This window comes from Maribellus sp. YY47 (genome assembly GCF_023111095.1).
GTDB lineage: Bacteria > Bacteroidota > Bacteroidia > Bacteroidales > Prolixibacteraceae > Draconibacterium.
On the sequence record NZ_JALGYW010000004.1, the window covers coordinates 153,393 to 170,839 of the forward strand.

Here is a 17,447-nt window from a genome sequence, read left to right on the forward strand (position 1 = left end):
CTAAAACGCACACAAAATTAGCAGGTTAAACGATACAATCCTGCATCCCTGCATTGCAGCGCCTACAATTAACCATTTATTTACTCATATATTCCTGGCTGAATTCCTCCGGCGAGGGGATATCGTTGTAATGATATTTGGCTACCACTGTACCGTCTTTGATCACCATTAACCCCGGATTGGAGCGGATGATGGTTTTCAGCGTTACTTCATCAGCATTGAAATATTCATAGGGTGTACCGTAAGTTTCGGCAAAAGCCATCGCATCGTCTTGTGCCGACGCCGTGAGACAGATAAACGAATACCCCTGTGCCTGTGCCCAATCCGCCAGCGTATTGATCTGATCCTGAGAACTGACCTTGGCATTGTTTAAGTCGTAGGCGATGAGTATAAACACGTAATTCTTGTCGTAAATAAAGAAATCGGTGATGTCTTCTCCTTCAGGCGATTCAATCATAAAGTTATGAATCGGAGGTTCGTATCCTTTCTGAATCAGGTTCGATTCCATGTCGTGGTATTCCCAGTTCACGGTGTCTTTCCAGGGGTAGTTTTCTTCGGTGAATTCCTCGATTTCTCCCGTATTTTTATTCTTGTAATAAAAAATGTTTTCGTATACATCCTGGGGAGCACCTTCGGGAACACGCATGGCCTCGGGAATGTTGGTGCCAACTTTGTAAGGCCGGAAATCGATAAGCGGTAAGTGATTATAGGAATAGTAAACAATTCCAAAATAAACCACAAAAGTGACGGAACTCAGCACCAGTGGCATTGGGGTTTTTACCTGCTCTGCATACCATTTTCGGTTGATAACGGCAATAATGGCCAATGCTGAAAACACCAGGTTTTTATAGAAAGTTTCCCAGTTCGATATAACGAGGGCATCGCCAAAACAGCCGCAATCGGTCACCGGATTTTTAACGGCAATCCAAAGTGTTAGCGGAGTGAAAAAAGTCATGAAAAGCAACCCCAGCCACGAAAACACCTTCATCCTCGAGTTAAAAACAAAAGCCACACCGATGGCGAATTCAGCAAATGCGAGCAATATGCCCAGCGGGAAAGCAGCCCACACCAGGCTGTCGAGATCCATTGCGTGAAAGTAATCGGTAAACTTATAGGTCGAGCCCAGCGGGTCGATCCCTTTTACAAAGCCGGAAAATATAAAAACAAGTCCGAACAGGATTCGGGCGAGGTGTTTCAGAATTTTTATCATATTGACTTATGTTTCGTTTTCGAACTCAATTTTGATCATGGCAAAAACGGCATAGTTGATCATGTCCATGTAGTTGGCATCAATTCCTTCCGATACGAGGGTTTTTCCCTGGTTGTCTTCAATTTGCTTGGTGCGCTTAATTTTCATCAGGATCAAATCGGTGTACGAGCTGATTCTCATGTTACGCCAGGCCTCGCCGTAATCGTGGTTCTTGTCCATCATCAGGTTTTTGGCCCCGATGAAATATTTATCGTAAAGTTCCAGCGTTTTTTCTCCCTGCAGTTCCTCGTCCGACGGGCCTAGTTCAAGTTGTATCAAACCCATAATGCAGTAATTGATAATTCCGATAAACTCGGGCCTTATGCCTTCGCCAACCTTCGAAATGCCTTTTTCTTCGATGCTGCGGATACGTTGGGCTTTTATGTAAATCTGATCGGTCAGGGATTGGGGCCGTAAAATACGCCAGGCAGTGCCGTAATCGCTCATTTTTTGCGTAAATAGATTTCGGCATATTTCAATCACCCGATCGTATTGCTGGTTTGTCTTCTCCATGTGCGATGTATAACTCTTTTTTTGATTTCAATTCAGGGCGGAAAGATAGGCCAATTAATCGTTTCCTCATTGCTAAATTGAGAGATAAAAGTATGAAAAAATGGCTATATTGACTTGTTTTATTCTACTTTTGTAGTTAACGGCTTGTTACGAGTCCTTAATGATTTGTTAAATAGAAATGACACTAATGTTATGTTGATTACACAGTCTGCAGGCAAGTTTCTAAAACGTAATAGTACGATTCAACTGGGAAATAATCAGGTTGATCTTTCCATTCCGGTTGTGATGGGAATTGTGAACATCACTCCCGATTCGTTTTACGATGGCGGAAAAATGGAAGACGAAGTTACGATGCTGAAAGCAGTTGAAGAAATGGTTGAGAACGGAGTTTCGATTATCGACGTGGGGGCGGTGTCAACGCGCCCCGGTGCCGAGGCTGTTTCAACCAAAGTGGAGTTGGGGCGTTTGCTGCCTGCCGTTCAGGCTATTCATAAAAATTTCCCGGAAATTCCGATTTCGATCGATACTTTTCGTTCGTGGGTGGCAGTGCGTGTAGTCGATGAAATCGGCCCGGTTATCGTAAACGATGTTTCGGGAGGAATACTCGACTCGAAAATGTTTGAAACCATGGCGCAACTGCAGGTGCCATATGTTTTGTCGCACATACAGGGAACATTGAAGAACATGCAGGACAGTCCGGAATATACCGATATCATCAAGGAAATTTCTACCTACTTTGCCGAAAAAGTGAAGAAGCTCAATAAACTTGGAGTGAAAGACGTGATCATCGATCCGGGGTTTGGGTTTGGGAAAAACCTCGATCACAATTACGAGTTGTTAAACCGGCTCGATGCGTTCAAGGTATTTCAGTTGCCAGTAATGGTCGGATTAAGCCGCAAGTCGATGATCTGGAAGGCGCTCGACGTCACTCCGGAAACAGCGCTCAACGGAACCAGTGTGGCCAACACCCTGGCTTTACTCGGAGGGGCCGATATTCTTCGTGTGCACGACGTAAAAGAAGCCGTTGAAGCCGTGAAGATTTTTTGTGAAATCAAAGCATCTATACATTGATCACCGCATTTGTTACCATACGATTTCTCGACATCCTCGATATCATCCTGGTTGCGATTTTGATTTATCAGTTGTATCGCCTGATAAAAGGAACGGTTGCTTTTAATATTGCAGTCGGGTTGTTTTCGATTTACCTTTTGTGGTTAGTCGTGAAGGCGCTTAACATGGAATTGTTGGGGTCCATTATGGGGCAATTGTTTGGAGTAGGGGTAATTGCTCTGATCATTGTATTTCACCCCGAGATTAGAAAATTTCTTGTGCTGGTTGGGAGCAGATACAATGTGAACCGGCTTTTGTCGTTCGATAAACTTTTTGGTGCGGGAAAGATAAAGGTGATCAATCACCAGCAGATTGCCAGTTTGGTGGATGCCTGCGAGTCGATGTCGAAAACCAAAACCGGAGCTTTGATCATTATTGCCGGAAATTCGGAACTCAACGAACAGATCAATACCGGCGAACAAATTAATGCTGCCGTTTCTTCGGCGCTGGTTCGTACCATTTTTTTTAAAAACTCACCGCTTCACGATGGGGCGATCATCATCAAGGGAAACCAGATTGTGGCAGCCGGATGTATTCTGCCGCTAACTTCTAAATCGATGGATAAAGCCCTGGGGTTACGGCACCGTGCAGCGGTGGGAATGTCGGAGAATTCCGATGCCTTGTCAATCGTTGTTTCCGAAGAACGCGGTTCCATTTCGGTGGCCGAGAAAGGCGAAATCAAACGCCGGATTTCCAAAGAAGCGCTGATCCAGATTCTGGAAGAGCGTTTTCAGGAAGAAGTTCCCGTTTAATTTCTGAACATGTTTCGACGCTGGTTTTGTAAAATCCAACCACCCGGCGAAGCGTTGGCGCTTGTGTTAAAACCGATAATATAGGATGCCGCCAGGCAAAAAGCCTATTGTAAGCACAATTTATTTTATGAAAATGCATAATTTCCTAAAGATAAAGTGACGATATTTTAGCAGATTACGCAGTTTCCTAAAGAAATGACCGCTATTTTTTATCAAACTACGCAGTTTCCTAAAGGTACGGCTGCGATACTTTATCAAATTATGTAGTTTCCTAAAAATATGATTGAGATATTTTATCGAATTACGCATTTTCCTAAAGATATGATTGAGATACTTTATCAAATTAGGTTGTTTGCTAAAGATTACACTTGTTTTCTGTTGAAGTAAATAAACCGCCTATGGAGCTGGAGCAGGGATATACGGTTTTTAACCGCGTTAAGAACATCCGGCGCGTGGCCGTTTGAAACCAAAATAGTCAGTAGCCAGTAACCAATAGCCAATTTCTTCAAATGTTTCTGAAAATTGAAGAATCCGCTTTTCGGATGCAGCGAAGTCCCGAATGTGCCGGATAATTCTTTCCTTCGCATAAATTTTACGTCATGAACAGAATCTGTGAATTATTCAAAATAAAATATCCTGTTATTTCCGGAGGCATGGTTTGGTGCTCGGGCTGGAAACTGGCTTCTGCCGTTAGTAACAGCGGCGGACTAGGCCTTTTGGGAGCCGGTTCGATGCACCCGGAAACGCTGGAAGAGCACATTCTAAAAACCAAAGCGGCTACCGACAAACCTTTTGGGGTGAACATTCCTTTGTTTTATCCCGAGCAGGAACGGATTCTGGATATTATCGTAAAACATAAGGTTCCGGTGGTCTTTACTTCAGCCGGTAGTCCTAAAAAATGGACATCGTGGTTGAAAGAGCGTGGAATAACGGTGGCGCATGTTGTTTCGAGTTCTGTATTTGCCAAGAAATGCGAGGAGGCCGGAGTGGATGCCATTGTGGCGGAAGGTTTTGAAGCCGGAGGTCATAACGGTCGTGAAGAAACCACCACAATGACTTTGATTCCTGCCGTACGTAAAGCAACCACTTTACCCTTGCTGGCTGCCGGAGGTATTGGTTCGGGAGAATCGATGCTGGCAGCCATGGCTTTGGGGGCCGAAGGAGTGCAGATCGGTTCGGCCTTTGCCGTGGCAGAAGAATCTTCGGCACATCCCGATTTCAAGAAGCTGGTAACATCGCTTGGCGAAGGCGGGACCCAACTGATGTTGAAACAACTGGCGCCGGTTCGTTTGATTCGGAATGGGTTTTTCGATCAGGTGGAAGCGGCCGAAAAAGCAGGGAAAACAGTGGAGGAATTACGTGAATTGCTGGGCCGTGGCCGCGCCAAAAAAGGAATGTTTGAAGGCGACTTGGTGGAAGGAGAACTTGAGATCGGACAGGTTTCGGCGCAATTAAACGAGATATTGCCGGTAAGTGTGATCATGGAAAAACTGATCCATGAATACCGTGCGGCCAAAGAGGCTGTTCAGAGTGGAAAGTTTGATTGGTAGCCATTAGTGTCTGGCAAATTTTCAAGGTTGCTTCGCGATGCTCGCAATGACGTACAATAAAAGGTTTTATTACACGGGAGAGGTTGGTTGGCGGAATGCCGCCAACCAACCTCTCCCGCAAAGCTAACAGTCTGAATGCATCGTCATTGCGAACGAAGTGAAGCAATCTCTTCATTGATGATTATTTTAACCGGACAATAGTAATTGGTAGCCACAACTTTTAGGATAGCTTTTTAATTTCAACAAACAGCGAGTAATAATACGGGTCGGCGTGGGTCATGCTCCGTATGTACAATTCCGATTCTTGAAGGTCTTTCAGGAAAAGGTCCCACTGAACGGCTGACGAAAAAGTATCCACGCAGTCGTTCCAAAGCGTGTTGGCATAAAGTATCTTATCGCTGTAATGCATCACGATCTTTTTGAAAAACGTCCATTCCTTTTGCTTTTCAGCCAGCTGTTCTTTTAGAGACTCAATACCTGAAAAATACTGACAGAGGATAATGGAACCACCTTCGTTAAGCAGTGAAGCTGCCTTTTCAGGCACTCTCTTTTGGTCTTCGCGGCTGAAATAAAACAGCACATAATTCATTAGTACAAAATCGTATTTGGCGCCAGATTGAAGTTCAAAAAAGTCAGTATTGACGATTTCAACATTTGGGTCGTCTGCAAATTTATCCCGGGTAATTTTGTAAACTTCCGGATTAATCTCAACCCCGGTAACTTTTGAATGAGGCAAAGTTTCACGAACCAGTTCCACGTAATTGCCATAACCACAGCCGAGATCGAATACTTTGACCGGTTGAATTGAATCGGCAAGTTTTTGGATATATTTCTGAAAAAGTGGTTGGGTGAAGTTCCGAAAAGCGCTGCGTCCCGATTCGGTGTAGTAAGCTTCATCAAACGGACTGCGGATTTTACTTTCTGATTGAAACTTCCAAAGATGAAACAAGGTTTCGCTTAGTCGTATTTCGTAATCGAGTTTATTTGTTTTAAGGAGTTTTTCCCAGGTTTTGCCGTGTTTTTTGATGTGCTTAAAATCGGTGTCGGGTTGCCGGTATTTTTTGATCAGATCACGTACAAACAGGAAATCGTCGACTAAACGCTGCTCGCCGGGAGTGAGGTTGACATTGACCGGATTTTTGTTCTCTTCCATTAACGCAATAAGCTGGTTCTCGCCAAAGTGGATATATTTTGGATTTTTAATCCATCTCCCGTTCTGTTGCTTAATTATTCCAAAATGAAGAAGAAATTCTTGAAACGAATGACTGAAAGTTGGAGCTTTTGCATTTAGTTTATCCAAACTGTCCTGATTATTGACAAGGGCAGTCAACCCAATTACCCGGAGATAGTTCAGAAAACGTTCGTAAAATTCGAGTTTATATGCCGTTTCTCCCGGCTTCAAAAAACGAATGGTTCGAATCAGAAAACGGATGGACGGAGCTAATTCGCGCGGCGAAGCGGATGTATTGAATTGTTGGAAGTTTATTTCGTTATGTTCGATCATCTTTTACAGTTTATGAGATAAGGATGTCTATGGGTCGATTTGCATTATAAATGGGTAAAGTGTCCGGCTTGTTTTATTGTGCTCATCTTTTGTCGGTGAAATTTCAAAGCTTATAACAGGTGAATTCGATTTAGGTTGATCAAAGGGCATCAACACCGGATCAATAAATGACATTGGTGCAGATTAGTTAACAAACGGTGCTGAAATGGAAATATTGATGGGCTTTGAAATAACGACACTGGATTGTGCCTACCTTTGCGGCCTGAATTTAGAACTGGTCGTTCATGGCACATTTATTTCAACCCAAATTATTCAGTGTATTAAAAAAGGGATACACAAAACAACAGTTTACAAAGGATCTTTTTGCGGGGATCATAGTCGGAATTGTGGCGCTGCCACTGGCCATTGCTTTTGCCGTGGCTTCAGGAGTTTCGCCCGAGAAAGGACTGATAACGGCAGTCGTGGCCGGTTTAATTATATCGGCGCTTGGAGGGAGCCGGGTGCAAATTGGAGGCCCTACCGGCGCTTTTATCGTGATTGTGCTTGGTATTTTGCAAACTTATGGTTTTGATGGTTTGCTTATTTCAACCATGATGGCGGGTGTTATTCTGATTTTGTTTGGTGTTTTTAAGCTGGGCTCGTTGTTGAAATTTATCCCGCATCCGTTGGTGGTTGGATTTACCAGCGGTATTGCCCTGGTGATTTTTTCTACGCAAATAAAAGATGCACTGGGCTTGCAGATCGAACAGCTTCCTTCTGCCTTTATTCCCAAGTGGGGCGCTTATTTTTCAGGATTGGGAAGCATGAACTACTGGGCAGTTGGTATTACCATTGTCACCATTCTGATCACCGTATTTTTTAAGAAAGTAACGACAAAGATCCCCGGTTCGTTTGTGGCTATTTTAGTGATAACCGCGCTGGTACAGTTGCTGGATGTGCCGGTAACCACCATCGAAACGGTATTCGGATCGATACCCAATAAAATACAACTGGCGTTCCCGTCCATTGAGTTGAGTGAGCTGGGAGCTTATTTGGCCCCCGCATTAACAATTGCTTTGCTGGGAGGTATCGAATCGTTGCTTTCGGCAGTTGTTGCCGATGGGATGATCGGTGGAAATCATCGTTCCAATACCGAATTAATTGCACAGGGTGTTGCCAATATCGTAACTCCGATATTTGGGGGGATTCCGGCAACCGGCGCTATTGCCCGTACCGCAACCAATGTTAAAAACGGAGGACGTACACCCGTTGCCGGGATAGTGCATGCCGTTACTTTGCTGCTGATCATGTTGTTTGTGGGCAAATGGGCAAAACTGATTCCGATGTCGTGTCTGGCGGGGATTCTGATTGTGGTAGCTTATAATATGAGCGAATGGCGGTCGTTTGTTTCCATTCTGAAAGGATCGGGTTTTGACATTCTCGTATTGCTGGTTACTTTCCTTCTAACGGTTTTGGTCGATCTTACCTACGCCATTCAGATTGGGGTGGTACTGTCGTCGTTACTGTTTATGAAACGCATGGCCGATTCGGGCAAAAATGCTACGATGGAGGTCGACAGCGATGTGCTGGAAAATTATGCCAGCTTGCCGGAAGGGGTAGGGATCTACGAAATTAGCGGACCCTTCTTTTTTGCTTCGGCCAAACAATATTGTTCCATTCTGAAATCCATTGGTTCACGGTCGCGGGTACTTATTATCCGGATGAGGCATGTACCTTTTATCGATGCAACGGGAATTCATAACCTAAAAGCGGTGATCAGGGAATTAAAATACGGACATACAACGGTTATCCTTTCGGGAGTACGTCCGGAAGTTTTAAAGGAACTGGAAAAACATCAACTAACCGATTTGCTGGATGAAGGAATGATTCTTCCAAGTTTTGACCTTGCCATTTCAAAGGCACGGGAATTTTAGAGGATTAACCATCGAAGAGTAATTTTTGACGAGTAGTTTAGTTTTTTCGAAGGTTGTAAGCTCTTGTTAGTGCTGCTTCCCGAGTAAGCCAATCAACACTGTTACATAGTAATTTCGCGGATCTCCGGGATAATAATACCGGGGCGGCACACCGTTGAACGAAGGCGCGTTTACAGCGAGCATCGCAGCGTAGTGTTCATCAAAAATATTCTGAATTCCACCTTTGATTCCCAGTTTTAACCGGCCGGCATTTCCCTGGTATTTCAGTTCGAGACCGGCAACTCCAAAGGCTTTTGAAAAATCGGAATTGGCATCGTTTACCGCCATTTTGCCGGTGTATTGATGCCAGATATGAAGTGAAATGTTTTTCACCGGATTCAATTGCGCCGAAACCGACAGTAATTGTTTGGCTGTACCGGGCAGGAGTTTCCCGGAGTAGTTATTATTAAGGTCAACAAAATCGGTAAAATGATAATCGGCCAACGTGGCGCTTCCCCTTAAAATCAGCAAATTCTCTCCGTGCAGCGTAATGGCATTCCATGTAAATTCGGCTTCCACTCCCGGATGTACCGATTGCCCGGCATTTACACCAACATAGGCATCTTCTCCGGTACGCCGGGCCACCAGCAGGTTGTCGATGTAGATCCGGTAGTAACTGGCCGAAAGCAACAACCTGTTTTTAAACTGCGAACGAAATCCGATCTCAAAATTCCAACCCGTTTCAGGCTTGATTTCCGGGTTAACTTCGCCCTCGGGTAACAGCGTTTCCTGGAACGAAGGTGTCGAAAAACCATGACTGAAGTTTCCAAAAACTGAAAGCTCTTCGCGCAGCAGTACGTTAATGCCTAAGCGTGGCGATATAACCGGTTTGTAATTGCGTTTTCCCGATTGGTCGCCATTGTCTAAGAATTGATCCGTATAGTTAAAACGGGTGAGGTTACCGTTGATACCTGTGGAAATAAATACGCGGTTGTTGATACTCGATTCCAGCTGAACAAACAGGTTTTCGTACTGGCGTTTCTCATTGTTATCTGAAAGCAAGCCGTGGTTGTCGTTATTGTAGGTACTCCAGTTGAAATTCTCGCGAAACATTTCAAATCCGGTAGTAAGTACAAACTTTGCATTTTCAACGGCCACAACTTTTTGCATTTCGGCCCGCCAACCCAGGTAATCCGACGATTCTTCCAACTTATTGAATGGCCTTAACTCGTCGAGGCTGCGAAAGCTGCCAAAAACACCTACCGAAATTTTTCCCTCGCGCTGGGTAAAACGGTTAAGCGAAACGCCAAACTGTGTTTTGGTGTATTCCTCGAAACCGGCTATGGCCGCCCAGTTGGCTGCGGCACTTTGAGGACTGTTGTTAAAGGTTTCCAAATCGAGCGAACTCGGAATATGGCCTTTCATTTTGGTGACCCGAATCAGTGATTGTAAATGGGTTTTATCCGAGAATTTATACAACGAATTCAGAAAAATATTTCCTCGGTCGGTTTCGTTGTTGTCGCGGTAGCCGTTGCTGTTGAGCACAGATCCGAGCGCAAAAATATTTAGTTTGCCATCGTTTAGTCCTGCCGCCAAGGTATTTTTTGACGTACCAAAAGAAGCGGTGGTGTTGTTGTACTGGACAAAGTCTTTACTTACGCTTTTGGGATGAAACAAAATGACTCCGGCCAAACCTGCACCATACAAACTCGACGAGGGGCCTTTAATGATTTCGATGCGTTGAATCGACAGGTTTTCAAGGTCTTCAAGGGTTGTTTCTCCATCGCCGGCAGTGAGCGGAATATCTCCAAAGTAGGCTTTTATTTTGTTGGTGCCGTAAGGTGTGCGCGACCCGATTCCTCGAATGGTCAGACGGTTGGTGTTTAACGTGCCATGATGCATCAGTATTCCGGGAATACGATTTAAGGCATCAACCGGGGTGAGCGCGTTGCCCGCTTCGAGTTGTGTGCCAAGGATCAGGTTTACCGGCGCCGGTGTATTAAAAACATTGTAGGGTGAACGAAAAGCAGTGATGGTTATCTCTTCAATTTCATCGTTCAGAATGGTAGAGTCCTGTTCTGAAGTTAAATTCTGAGCTTGTGTAATACCCGGAGAAAAACTTAAATGAACAAAGCATAAAATACAGATGATATACAGAATAGATTTCATGGGTTGTAGGTTATTCGTTCCCTAATCAAATTTACAAAAAATGCTTTAAACGACCTTTTCTTTGGCGTTGATGAGTTTCTTTTTCACCTCATTGTTTTGCCTTGTTTTCCTCTGCTCTAAAGGCAACTATTCTTTTTATTAAATCGACAGGAAGCGGCTGATCGACCGGGAACTGAACAGAACCTTTTCCCTGTTTATAGACCGAGAGTTCCTTCGCAAATTCGGCGTGTCCGCTCGGTGTCGCATAAAAACCAATGTGTTTTGGATACCCTGCAAAATAAACCAATGGCTTTTTGTTGAGTTGGTAGGCTGGCATTCCGTATGCAATGTTTTCAACGGCGTCAGGTGCTGTTTCTGTGATTACGGTTCGCATTTGTTTTAGTAACAACCGAATGTTTTCAGGAAATCCGTTAATGTAATGGTCTACTTCGTTCATAGATGTAAATTAAGAAAAACATCCGGAATAAAATCGGAAATCGTCAGTATGCACTTATGGGGTGAAAAAAAGCCTGTCGCGAACAACAGGCTTTGTCTTTCTTTAATCCAAACTATCTAAAAAGGCATCTCTTTCTTTCAGAAACTCAGAGAGGCGTTCGATGGGGTCGCGGGTAATGGCCACCCTTCCGGAACGAATAAACTGCATGACATGAAATTTATTGAGTTCCTCGAACAGCGCCTGTGTTTCCTCTTTGTGTCCTGTTCTTTCAATTACCACATAATCTTTGGTGATTTCCAGGATACGGGCACCGGCTTTACGAACAATCTTTTCGATGGCATCGCTCTCGTAGATCGGTTCGATCGGAACTTTATACAGGGCAATTTCCTGGTAGATCATTTCTTCGTTGGTATGGTAGAAGGCTTTTAGTACATCGATCAGTTTCTCAAGCTGATTGACAACTTTTTGTGTTTGCGCTTCTGTTTCCTTGATAACGATAGTGAATTTGTAAATCCCTTTTATCGCCGATTCCGAAACAGTAAGGCTCTCGATGTTGATTTTTCTCCGGGTAAACACGATGGTAATACGGGTCAGCAAACCAATGTGGTTTTCGGAGTATACGGTTATGATGAATTCTTTTTTCATACTATTAAATTATTTATTTTCAAAGGTATAGTATGGAACTCGCATTGTTTTTATTATCCTGTTGGTTATGAATATTCTTGATGCTCGTTTCATTTGTCTGTGTTTCTTGATTTTATACCACTTTGCACTTCATTAGGGTTCTAGGATTACATCCGAAACCGAAGCTCCGGTGGGTACCATTGGAAATACGTTGTCTTCTTTTTCAATCACTACTTCCAAAAGATACGGTCCGTCGTGATCCATCATTTTCTGGACACTGGATTCAAGATCCTCACGTTTGTCAACTTTATGACCGTCGATTCCGAAACCTTTACCAATCATTATGAAATCGGGATTCTGAAGTTCGGTAAATGAATATCTTTTTTCGAAGAACAGTTGTTGCCACTGGCGCACCATTCCCAGGAAATTGTTGTTCAGCAAAATGATCTTAACGGGCAGTTTGTTTTGAGCAATGGTACCCAGTTCCTGGATGGTCATCTGGAAACCGCCATCGCCGATAACTGCAATCACTTTACGGTCGGGAGCACCAATTTGTGCACCCATACTGGCAGGCAAACAGAAACCCATCGTTCCCAAACCGCCAGAAGTTACGTTACTTCTTGAGTGTTTGAATTTAAAGTAACGCTGTGCAATCATTTGGTGCTGGCCTACATCGGTTACCAAAATCGCGTCGTGGTTCGATTTTTCTGAAGCAAGACGGATTACTTCTCCCATAGTAAGACCGGGTTTTACCGGATGAAGGTCGCGGTTGATTACTTTTTCCTGTTCAATTTCAGCGCATTTTTTGAATTCGTTCAGCCAATCTTCGTGCTTGTTTTCCTTCGCGTTGTAAGTAAGCATCTTCAAGGCTTTTTTCGAGTCTCCCAGGACCTTTACATTTACTTTGATGATTTTGTTGATTTCTGCAGGATCGATCTCGATGTGGATGATCTTGGCTTTCTTGGCATATTCACTCACTTTGCCGGTAACACGGTCGTCGAAACGCATTCCAACGGCAATAATCAGGTCGGCTTCGTTGGTGAGTACATTGGGGCCGTAATTTCCGTGCATTCCCAACATTCCCACATTCAGCGGATGATCGGTGGGAAGTGCAGACAGCCCCATAATGGTCCAGGCAGCAGGAATTCCCGTTTTCTCGATGAATTCTTTTAATTCCTGTTCTGCACGACCGATTATGATACCGTGTCCGAAAAGAATCAACGGTTTTTTTGCCGCATCGATCAAATCAACGGCTTCTTTTACTGCATGCGGATCAACCGGTGTTTCGGGTACATACGACCGTATTTTTGTACATTTTTTGTATTCAAAATCAAGCTCGCCAAACTGGGCATCTTTGGTTAGATCGATAAGTACCGGTCCGGGACGGCCAGTGTTAGCGATATAAAATGCCTGGGCGATGGCTTGCGGAATCTCATCCGGTGAAGTTACCTGGTAATTCCATTTGGTCACCGGAATTGACATGCCCAATATATCTGATTCCTGGAAAGCGTCGGTGCCTAGCAAAGGAGAAGCCACCTGTCCTGTAATACACACCAAAGGGGTTGAATCGATCATTGCATCAGCAATACCTGTCATGAGGTTGGTAGCGCCCGGACCTGAAGTAGCGAAACAGACGCCGGCTTTCCCGGTGACTCGTGCATATCCCTGTGCTCCATGGATTGCTCCCTGTTCGTGACGTGTTAAAATGTGATTCACCCGTTTGTCGTAATCATACAAGGCATCGTAAACGGGCATGATTGCACCACCGGGATACCCAAATATGGTATCTACCCCTTCTTCCAGTAACGAAAGAATCAGTGCTTCAGAACCGGTAACTCTTTTTGTTGTCATACTTTTTACTTTTAGCGATGGCTGCTCTTTAGGCAACCTATTTCGATATATATAGTTTAATTATTTGGTAGATAAAGTTTAGTTACTTTCTCTTTTGTTTGTTTTTTAGTCGATTAGGCGAATGGCGCCCAGGTCGGCAGAAGAAACAAAACTTGCATAAGCTTTCAGCGCTTTTGAAACGTTGCGTTCTCTTTCTCCCGGTTTCCAGGCATCTTTCCCTTTTGCATCTTCTTCTTTTCGGCGTTCTGCCAGTTCTTCCTCTGAAATCAGAAGATTGATGGAACGTTTGGTAATGTCAATTTCAATGTCATCGTTGTCGCGAATAAGTCCGATAGCTCCACCACCTGCTGCTTCAGGTGACACGTGACCGATCGACAATCCCGAAGTCCCTCCTGAGAAACGTCCGTCGGTGATTAGTGCACAATATTTATCGAGCTGCATCGATTTCAGGTACGAAGTGGGGTAGAGCATTTCCTGCATTCCCGGGCCACCTTTGGGGCCTTCATAACGAATTACAATAACATCTCCTTTCTGAACGGCAGCTCCCAGAATTCCGTTAACCGCATCTTCCTGCGAGTTGAAAACCCGCGCCTTTCCTTTAAACTGAAAGATCGAAGAATCTACGCCTGCTGTTTTTACGATACATCCTTTTTCAGCAATGTTGCCAAATAGAACAGCCAATCCGCCATCTTTGTTGTAGGCGTGCTCAATATCGCGGATACAACCTTTTTCGCGATCGTCATCCAGCGCTTTAAATGTACTTTCCTGCGATCCCATTACCAGGTTTCTTCCTCCACCCGGTGCCGATTTAAATCTTCTGGAAGCGTCTTCGGTTACGGTTTCACGTTTAATATCGTATTCCGAAATGGCTTCGGCCAAAGTTTTTCCGTCAACGCGGTTAACATTGGTTTCCAACAAACCGCCACGCTCGAGTTCACCCATGATGGAAAGAATACCTCCGGCACGGTTTACATCCTGAATATGATAGTGCGAGTTGGGCGCTACCTTGCACAAGTTGGGTGTTTGCCGCGAAAGCCGGTCGATGTCCGACATAGTGAAATCAACACCGGCTTCGTGCGCAATAGCCAAAAGGTGAAGAACGGTATTCGTAGAACCTCCCATGGCTATGTCCAGTTTCATGGCATTCAAAAATGCTGCACGGGTTGCAATGTTTTTGGGAAGAACTTTGTCGTTTCCTTCGTAATAATAAGTTTTGGTGGCTGCAATTATTTTTTCAACGGCTTCTTCAAACAGACGTTTACGATTGGCATGCGTGGCAACAATGGTTCCGTTACCGGGTAGCGCCAACCCAATTGCTTCGGCCAAACAGTTCATCGAGTTTGCCGTGAACATTCCGGAGCAGGATCCGCAGGTAGGGCAAGCATTCTCTTCCACTTTCGCCAGGTACTCATCGGTGATTTTGGAGTCAGCGGCCATAACCATGGCATCAACCAGGTCGAGGTGGCGGTCATCCACTTCGCCGGCTTCCATTGGCCCGCCGGAAACAAAAACTGCGGGAATGTTCAACCGCATGGCCGCCATCAGCATTCCGGGAGTGATTTTGTCACAGTTCGAAATGCAAACCATGGCATCCACCTTGTGCGCATTGCACATGTATTCCACGCTGTCGGCAATTACATCGCGCGAGGGGAGGGAATACAACATGCCGTCGTGGCCCATGGCAATTCCGTCGTCGATGGCAATGGTATTAAATTCGGCAGCAAAATAGCCTTGCTCTTCAATTAAACCTTTAATGTGTTGGCCTATATTGTGCAGGTGTGCGTGACCGGGCACAAACTGAGTAAATGAGTTAACCACGGCAATCAGCGGTTTTCCGAAATGCTCTTCTTTCATTCCATTGGCTCGCCAAAGGCTTCTTGCTCCTGCCATTCTTCGTCCCTGAGTAGTGGTATTACTTCTTAACGGAATTTGCATACTTATTTGTCTTTATTCTGTCTGTTAAACAATAAAAAAGCCTTTCCCGGTTCTGAGAAAGGCTTGTAAATATCTTTTAAACTATCACACAATCTAGCCCCTCTCAGAAATTCCAAGAATGAGTACGAGGACGACTAGAATGTTAATAGTTAAACGCATATCGCTATTTTTATGATGTAGCAAATGTAAAAATTAAAATTAATATCCAAAATGATTTGAAATTAAAATCTCCAAAATTAAACGAATTTTAAAGATATGAGGAGATTTACTTTTGGATTGTAATTAATTTGACTCTAAATCTGATGAATATTCTCTTTGGTTTAAATCCGGTATTTGATTGATTTTATTAATTTCAACCTTTGCATTAAACGCCACAAGAACTAATCATGAACCAGAGATACTATTGGATATATTTTTTCCCGCTATTGTTATTTATCTCCTGTACGTCAAAACCCGATGGTGAAGTATTGAAAAGTGAGCAGCCGCTTAAAATCTATCCCGACTATTCCGAAATTGAACTGCCAAGCAACATCGCACCAATGAATTTTGTAGTGGAAGATAACGCAGAGGCGTATTACTTGATCTTATCAGGAGAGAAGGGAGGCCTCCTGGAGGTTTCATCGCGAAATGGTGAATTTTGCTTTTCGAAAAAGAAATGGGCGAAATTACTGGCACAAAATTCTGGAGCAAAAATCAACTATCAAATCTATATTCAAAAGCAAGGTGAGTGGTATCAGTATCCGGTGTTTAGCAATAATGTTTCAACCCAAAAAGTTGATCCGTTTTTGTATTATCGTTTGTTATATCCGGGTTATGAGAGTTGGACCGAGTTAAGCATCGTACAGCGAAGCTTGGAAAGTTTTCAGGAAAAGACGGTTATTGAAAATAACGTGGTGGGGCAAAACTGTGTGAACTGTCATGCTTTTAATGCTCAGAATCCCGATAACTTTATGTTCCACATGCGCGGAAATTTAGGCGGAACCTATTTTGTTGAAAATGGTAACCTGAAGAAGGTAAACCTGAAAACCAAAGAAATGGAAAACGGAACTGTTTATCCGCGTTGGCATCCGTCAGGGAAGTATGTGGCGTATGCGTCGAATAAAGTAGTTCAGCAGTTTCATGCGATGGATAAAAAAAAAATAGAGGTTTCTGATTTGAATTCTTCGTTGCTGCTTTACGATATCGAAAAAAATGAGTTGCTGCAGGTTCCGGTTGATCCCAAAAAACAATTTATGGATACGTATCCGGAATGGTCACCCGATGGACAATTTCTTTATTTCTGCCGTGCTGCGCAAATTGGCAAAGCTTACTTTTACGAGGACATTAAATACGATTTGTGGCGTGTAAGTTTTGATCCGGAGAGCAGACAGTTTGGATCGGCGGAAAGGATTTTCGATGCCAATGCCATCGACAAGAGTGTGTCGTTTCCCCGTATTTCTCCCGACGGAAAATTGCTGGTGTTTACACTTCATAATTACGGTTGTTTCCCTATTTGGCACAAAGAGGCCGATTTGTTTGCACTGAATTTGGATGATCATTCCTGTAACCAATTAGAATTGAACAGCGAGTTTACCGAAAGTTACCACAGCTGGTCGTCGAATGGGAAATGGCTGGTTTTTAGCAGCAAACGTGGCGATGGATTAACAGCAAGACCTTATATCTCTTATGTCAATGACAATGGGAAGGCAAGCAAGCCCTTTGTTTTGCCTCAGGAAAATCCCCTGTTTTACAAGGATTTTATAAAGACGTATAACATTCCAGAGTTTGCGCAAAGCGATGTAAGTTTTTCTCCGGGAACGATAAGAAGGGCAGCAGATAAAAAAGCGATACAGGCTGCATGGAGCTCAAAATAATTTAACGAT

At 43.9% G+C, this 17,447-nt stretch carries 13 protein-coding genes; 5 read left to right on the top strand and 8 right to left on the bottom strand.

Annotated features, from left to right (window positions below; translation table 11 throughout):
* Nucleotides 1–76: 76 nt before the first annotated feature.
* Nucleotides 77–1,210, bottom strand: coding sequence for a BT_3928 family protein (locus MR764_RS04705; RefSeq protein ID WP_247978243.1), 1,134 nt, complete (start codon nt 1,208–1,210; stop codon nt 77–79).
* Nucleotides 1,211–1,216: 6 nt separating this feature from the next.
* A complete protein-coding gene (locus tag MR764_RS04710; protein ID WP_247978244.1) occupies nt 1,217–1,762 on the bottom strand; it encodes a DUF1599 domain-containing protein in 546 nt (181 codons plus the stop codon).
* Between the two features lie 192 nt (nt 1,763–1,954).
* Here MR764_RS04710 and folP point away from each other — a divergent pair, with 192 nt between their 5' ends.
* The 3 genes from folP to MR764_RS04725 all read left to right on the top strand — a co-directional run bounded on the left by folP (nt 1,955) and on the right by MR764_RS04725 (nt 5,174).
* Complete coding sequence (gene folP, locus MR764_RS04715; protein WP_247978245.1) at nt 1,955–2,833, top strand: dihydropteroate synthase; 879 nt, start codon at nt 1,955–1,957, stop codon at nt 2,831–2,833.
* Nucleotides 2,830–3,624 carry a diadenylate cyclase CdaA gene (gene cdaA, locus MR764_RS04720; RefSeq protein ID WP_247978246.1) on the top strand — a complete coding sequence of 265 codons (795 nt, stop codon included), beginning with the start codon at nt 2,830–2,832 and terminating at the stop codon, nt 3,622–3,624. Before folP ends, cdaA begins: the two co-directional genes overlap by 4 nt.
* 599 nt (nt 3,625–4,223) lie before the next feature.
* Nucleotides 4,224–5,174 (top strand): nitronate monooxygenase, encoded by a 951-nt coding sequence (locus MR764_RS04725; protein WP_247978247.1) that lies wholly within the window; start codon nt 4,224–4,226, stop codon nt 5,172–5,174.
* Nucleotides 5,175–5,394: 220 nt separating this feature from the next.
* Here the strand turns inward: MR764_RS04725 and MR764_RS04730 are convergent, their stop codons facing one another.
* Nucleotides 5,395–6,678 (bottom strand): class I SAM-dependent methyltransferase, encoded by a 1,284-nt coding sequence (locus MR764_RS04730; RefSeq protein ID WP_247978248.1) that lies wholly within the window; start codon nt 6,676–6,678, stop codon nt 5,395–5,397.
* Between the two features lie 284 nt (nt 6,679–6,962).
* On the opposite strand from MR764_RS04730, the gene MR764_RS04735 reads away from it, so the two are divergent.
* The gene (locus MR764_RS04735) at nt 6,963–8,591 is read left to right on the top strand and encodes a SulP family inorganic anion transporter (protein ID WP_247978249.1); all 1,629 of its coding nucleotides are present in this window, start codon (nt 6,963–6,965) and stop codon (nt 8,589–8,591) included.
* 66 nt (nt 8,592–8,657) lie between these two features.
* Here MR764_RS04735 and MR764_RS04740 read toward each other — a convergent pair whose 3' ends face one another.
* From MR764_RS04740 to ilvD, 5 genes are all read right to left on the bottom strand, one after another.
* On the bottom strand, nt 8,658–10,739 hold the full coding sequence (locus MR764_RS04740) for a TonB-dependent receptor (RefSeq protein WP_247978250.1): 2,082 nt from the start codon (nt 10,737–10,739) through the stop codon (nt 8,658–8,660).
* Nucleotides 10,740–10,827: 88 nt separating this feature from the next.
* Entirely contained in the window at nt 10,828–11,175 is a 348-nt protein-coding gene (locus MR764_RS04745) for a DUF1801 domain-containing protein (RefSeq protein ID WP_247978251.1), read from the bottom strand.
* 102 nt (nt 11,176–11,277) lie between these two features.
* Nucleotides 11,278–11,820, bottom strand: coding sequence for an acetolactate synthase small subunit (gene ilvN / locus MR764_RS04750; RefSeq protein ID WP_247978252.1), 543 nt, complete (start codon nt 11,818–11,820; stop codon nt 11,278–11,280).
* Between the two features lie 132 nt (nt 11,821–11,952).
* Nucleotides 11,953–13,650 (bottom strand): biosynthetic-type acetolactate synthase large subunit, encoded by a 1,698-nt coding sequence (gene ilvB / locus MR764_RS04755; protein ID WP_247978253.1) that lies wholly within the window; start codon nt 13,648–13,650, stop codon nt 11,953–11,955.
* A 105-nt stretch (nt 13,651–13,755) separates the two neighbouring features.
* Nucleotides 13,756–15,585: a dihydroxy-acid dehydratase gene (gene ilvD / locus MR764_RS04760; RefSeq protein WP_282189127.1), complete on the bottom strand. Its 1,830-nt coding sequence runs from the start codon at nt 15,583–15,585 to the stop codon at nt 13,756–13,758.
* A gap of 386 nt (nt 15,586–15,971) precedes the next feature.
* On the opposite strand from ilvD, the gene MR764_RS04765 reads away from it, so the two are divergent.
* Complete coding sequence (locus MR764_RS04765; protein ID WP_247978254.1) at nt 15,972–17,438, top strand: hypothetical protein; 1,467 nt, start codon at nt 15,972–15,974, stop codon at nt 17,436–17,438.
* The last annotated feature ends 9 nt before the right edge of the window (nt 17,439–17,447 follow it).

Coding starts and splice junctions, on each gene's coding strand:
- MR764_RS04705 (WP_247978243.1), bottom strand. CDS start 1,210: ATGATAAAAATTCTGAAACACCTCGCCCGAATCCTGTTCGGACTTGTT.
- MR764_RS04710 (WP_247978244.1), bottom strand. CDS start 1,762: ATGGAGAAGACAAACCAGCAATACGATCGGGTGATTGAAATATGCCGA.
- folP (WP_247978245.1), top strand. CDS start 1,955: ATGTTGATTACACAGTCTGCAGGCAAGTTTCTAAAACGTAATAGTACG.
- MR764_RS04725 (WP_247978247.1), top strand. CDS start 4,224: ATGAACAGAATCTGTGAATTATTCAAAATAAAATATCCTGTTATTTCC.
- MR764_RS04730 (WP_247978248.1), bottom strand. CDS start 6,678: ATGATCGAACATAACGAAATAAACTTCCAACAATTCAATACATCCGCT.
- MR764_RS04735 (WP_247978249.1), top strand. CDS start 6,963: ATGGCACATTTATTTCAACCCAAATTATTCAGTGTATTAAAAAAGGGA.
- MR764_RS04740 (WP_247978250.1), bottom strand. CDS start 10,739: ATGAAATCTATTCTGTATATCATCTGTATTTTATGCTTTGTTCATTTA.
- MR764_RS04745 (WP_247978251.1), bottom strand. CDS start 11,175: ATGAACGAAGTAGACCATTACATTAACGGATTTCCTGAAAACATTCGG.
- ilvN (WP_247978252.1), bottom strand. CDS start 11,820: ATGAAAAAAGAATTCATCATAACCGTATACTCCGAAAACCACATTGGT.
- ilvB (WP_247978253.1), bottom strand. CDS start 13,650: ATGACAACAAAAAGAGTTACCGGTTCTGAAGCACTGATTCTTTCGTTA.
- ilvD (WP_282189127.1), bottom strand. CDS start 15,585: ATGCAAATTCCGTTAAGAAGTAATACCACTACTCAGGGACGAAGAATG.
- MR764_RS04765 (WP_247978254.1), top strand. CDS start 15,972: ATGAACCAGAGATACTATTGGATATATTTTTTCCCGCTATTGTTATTT.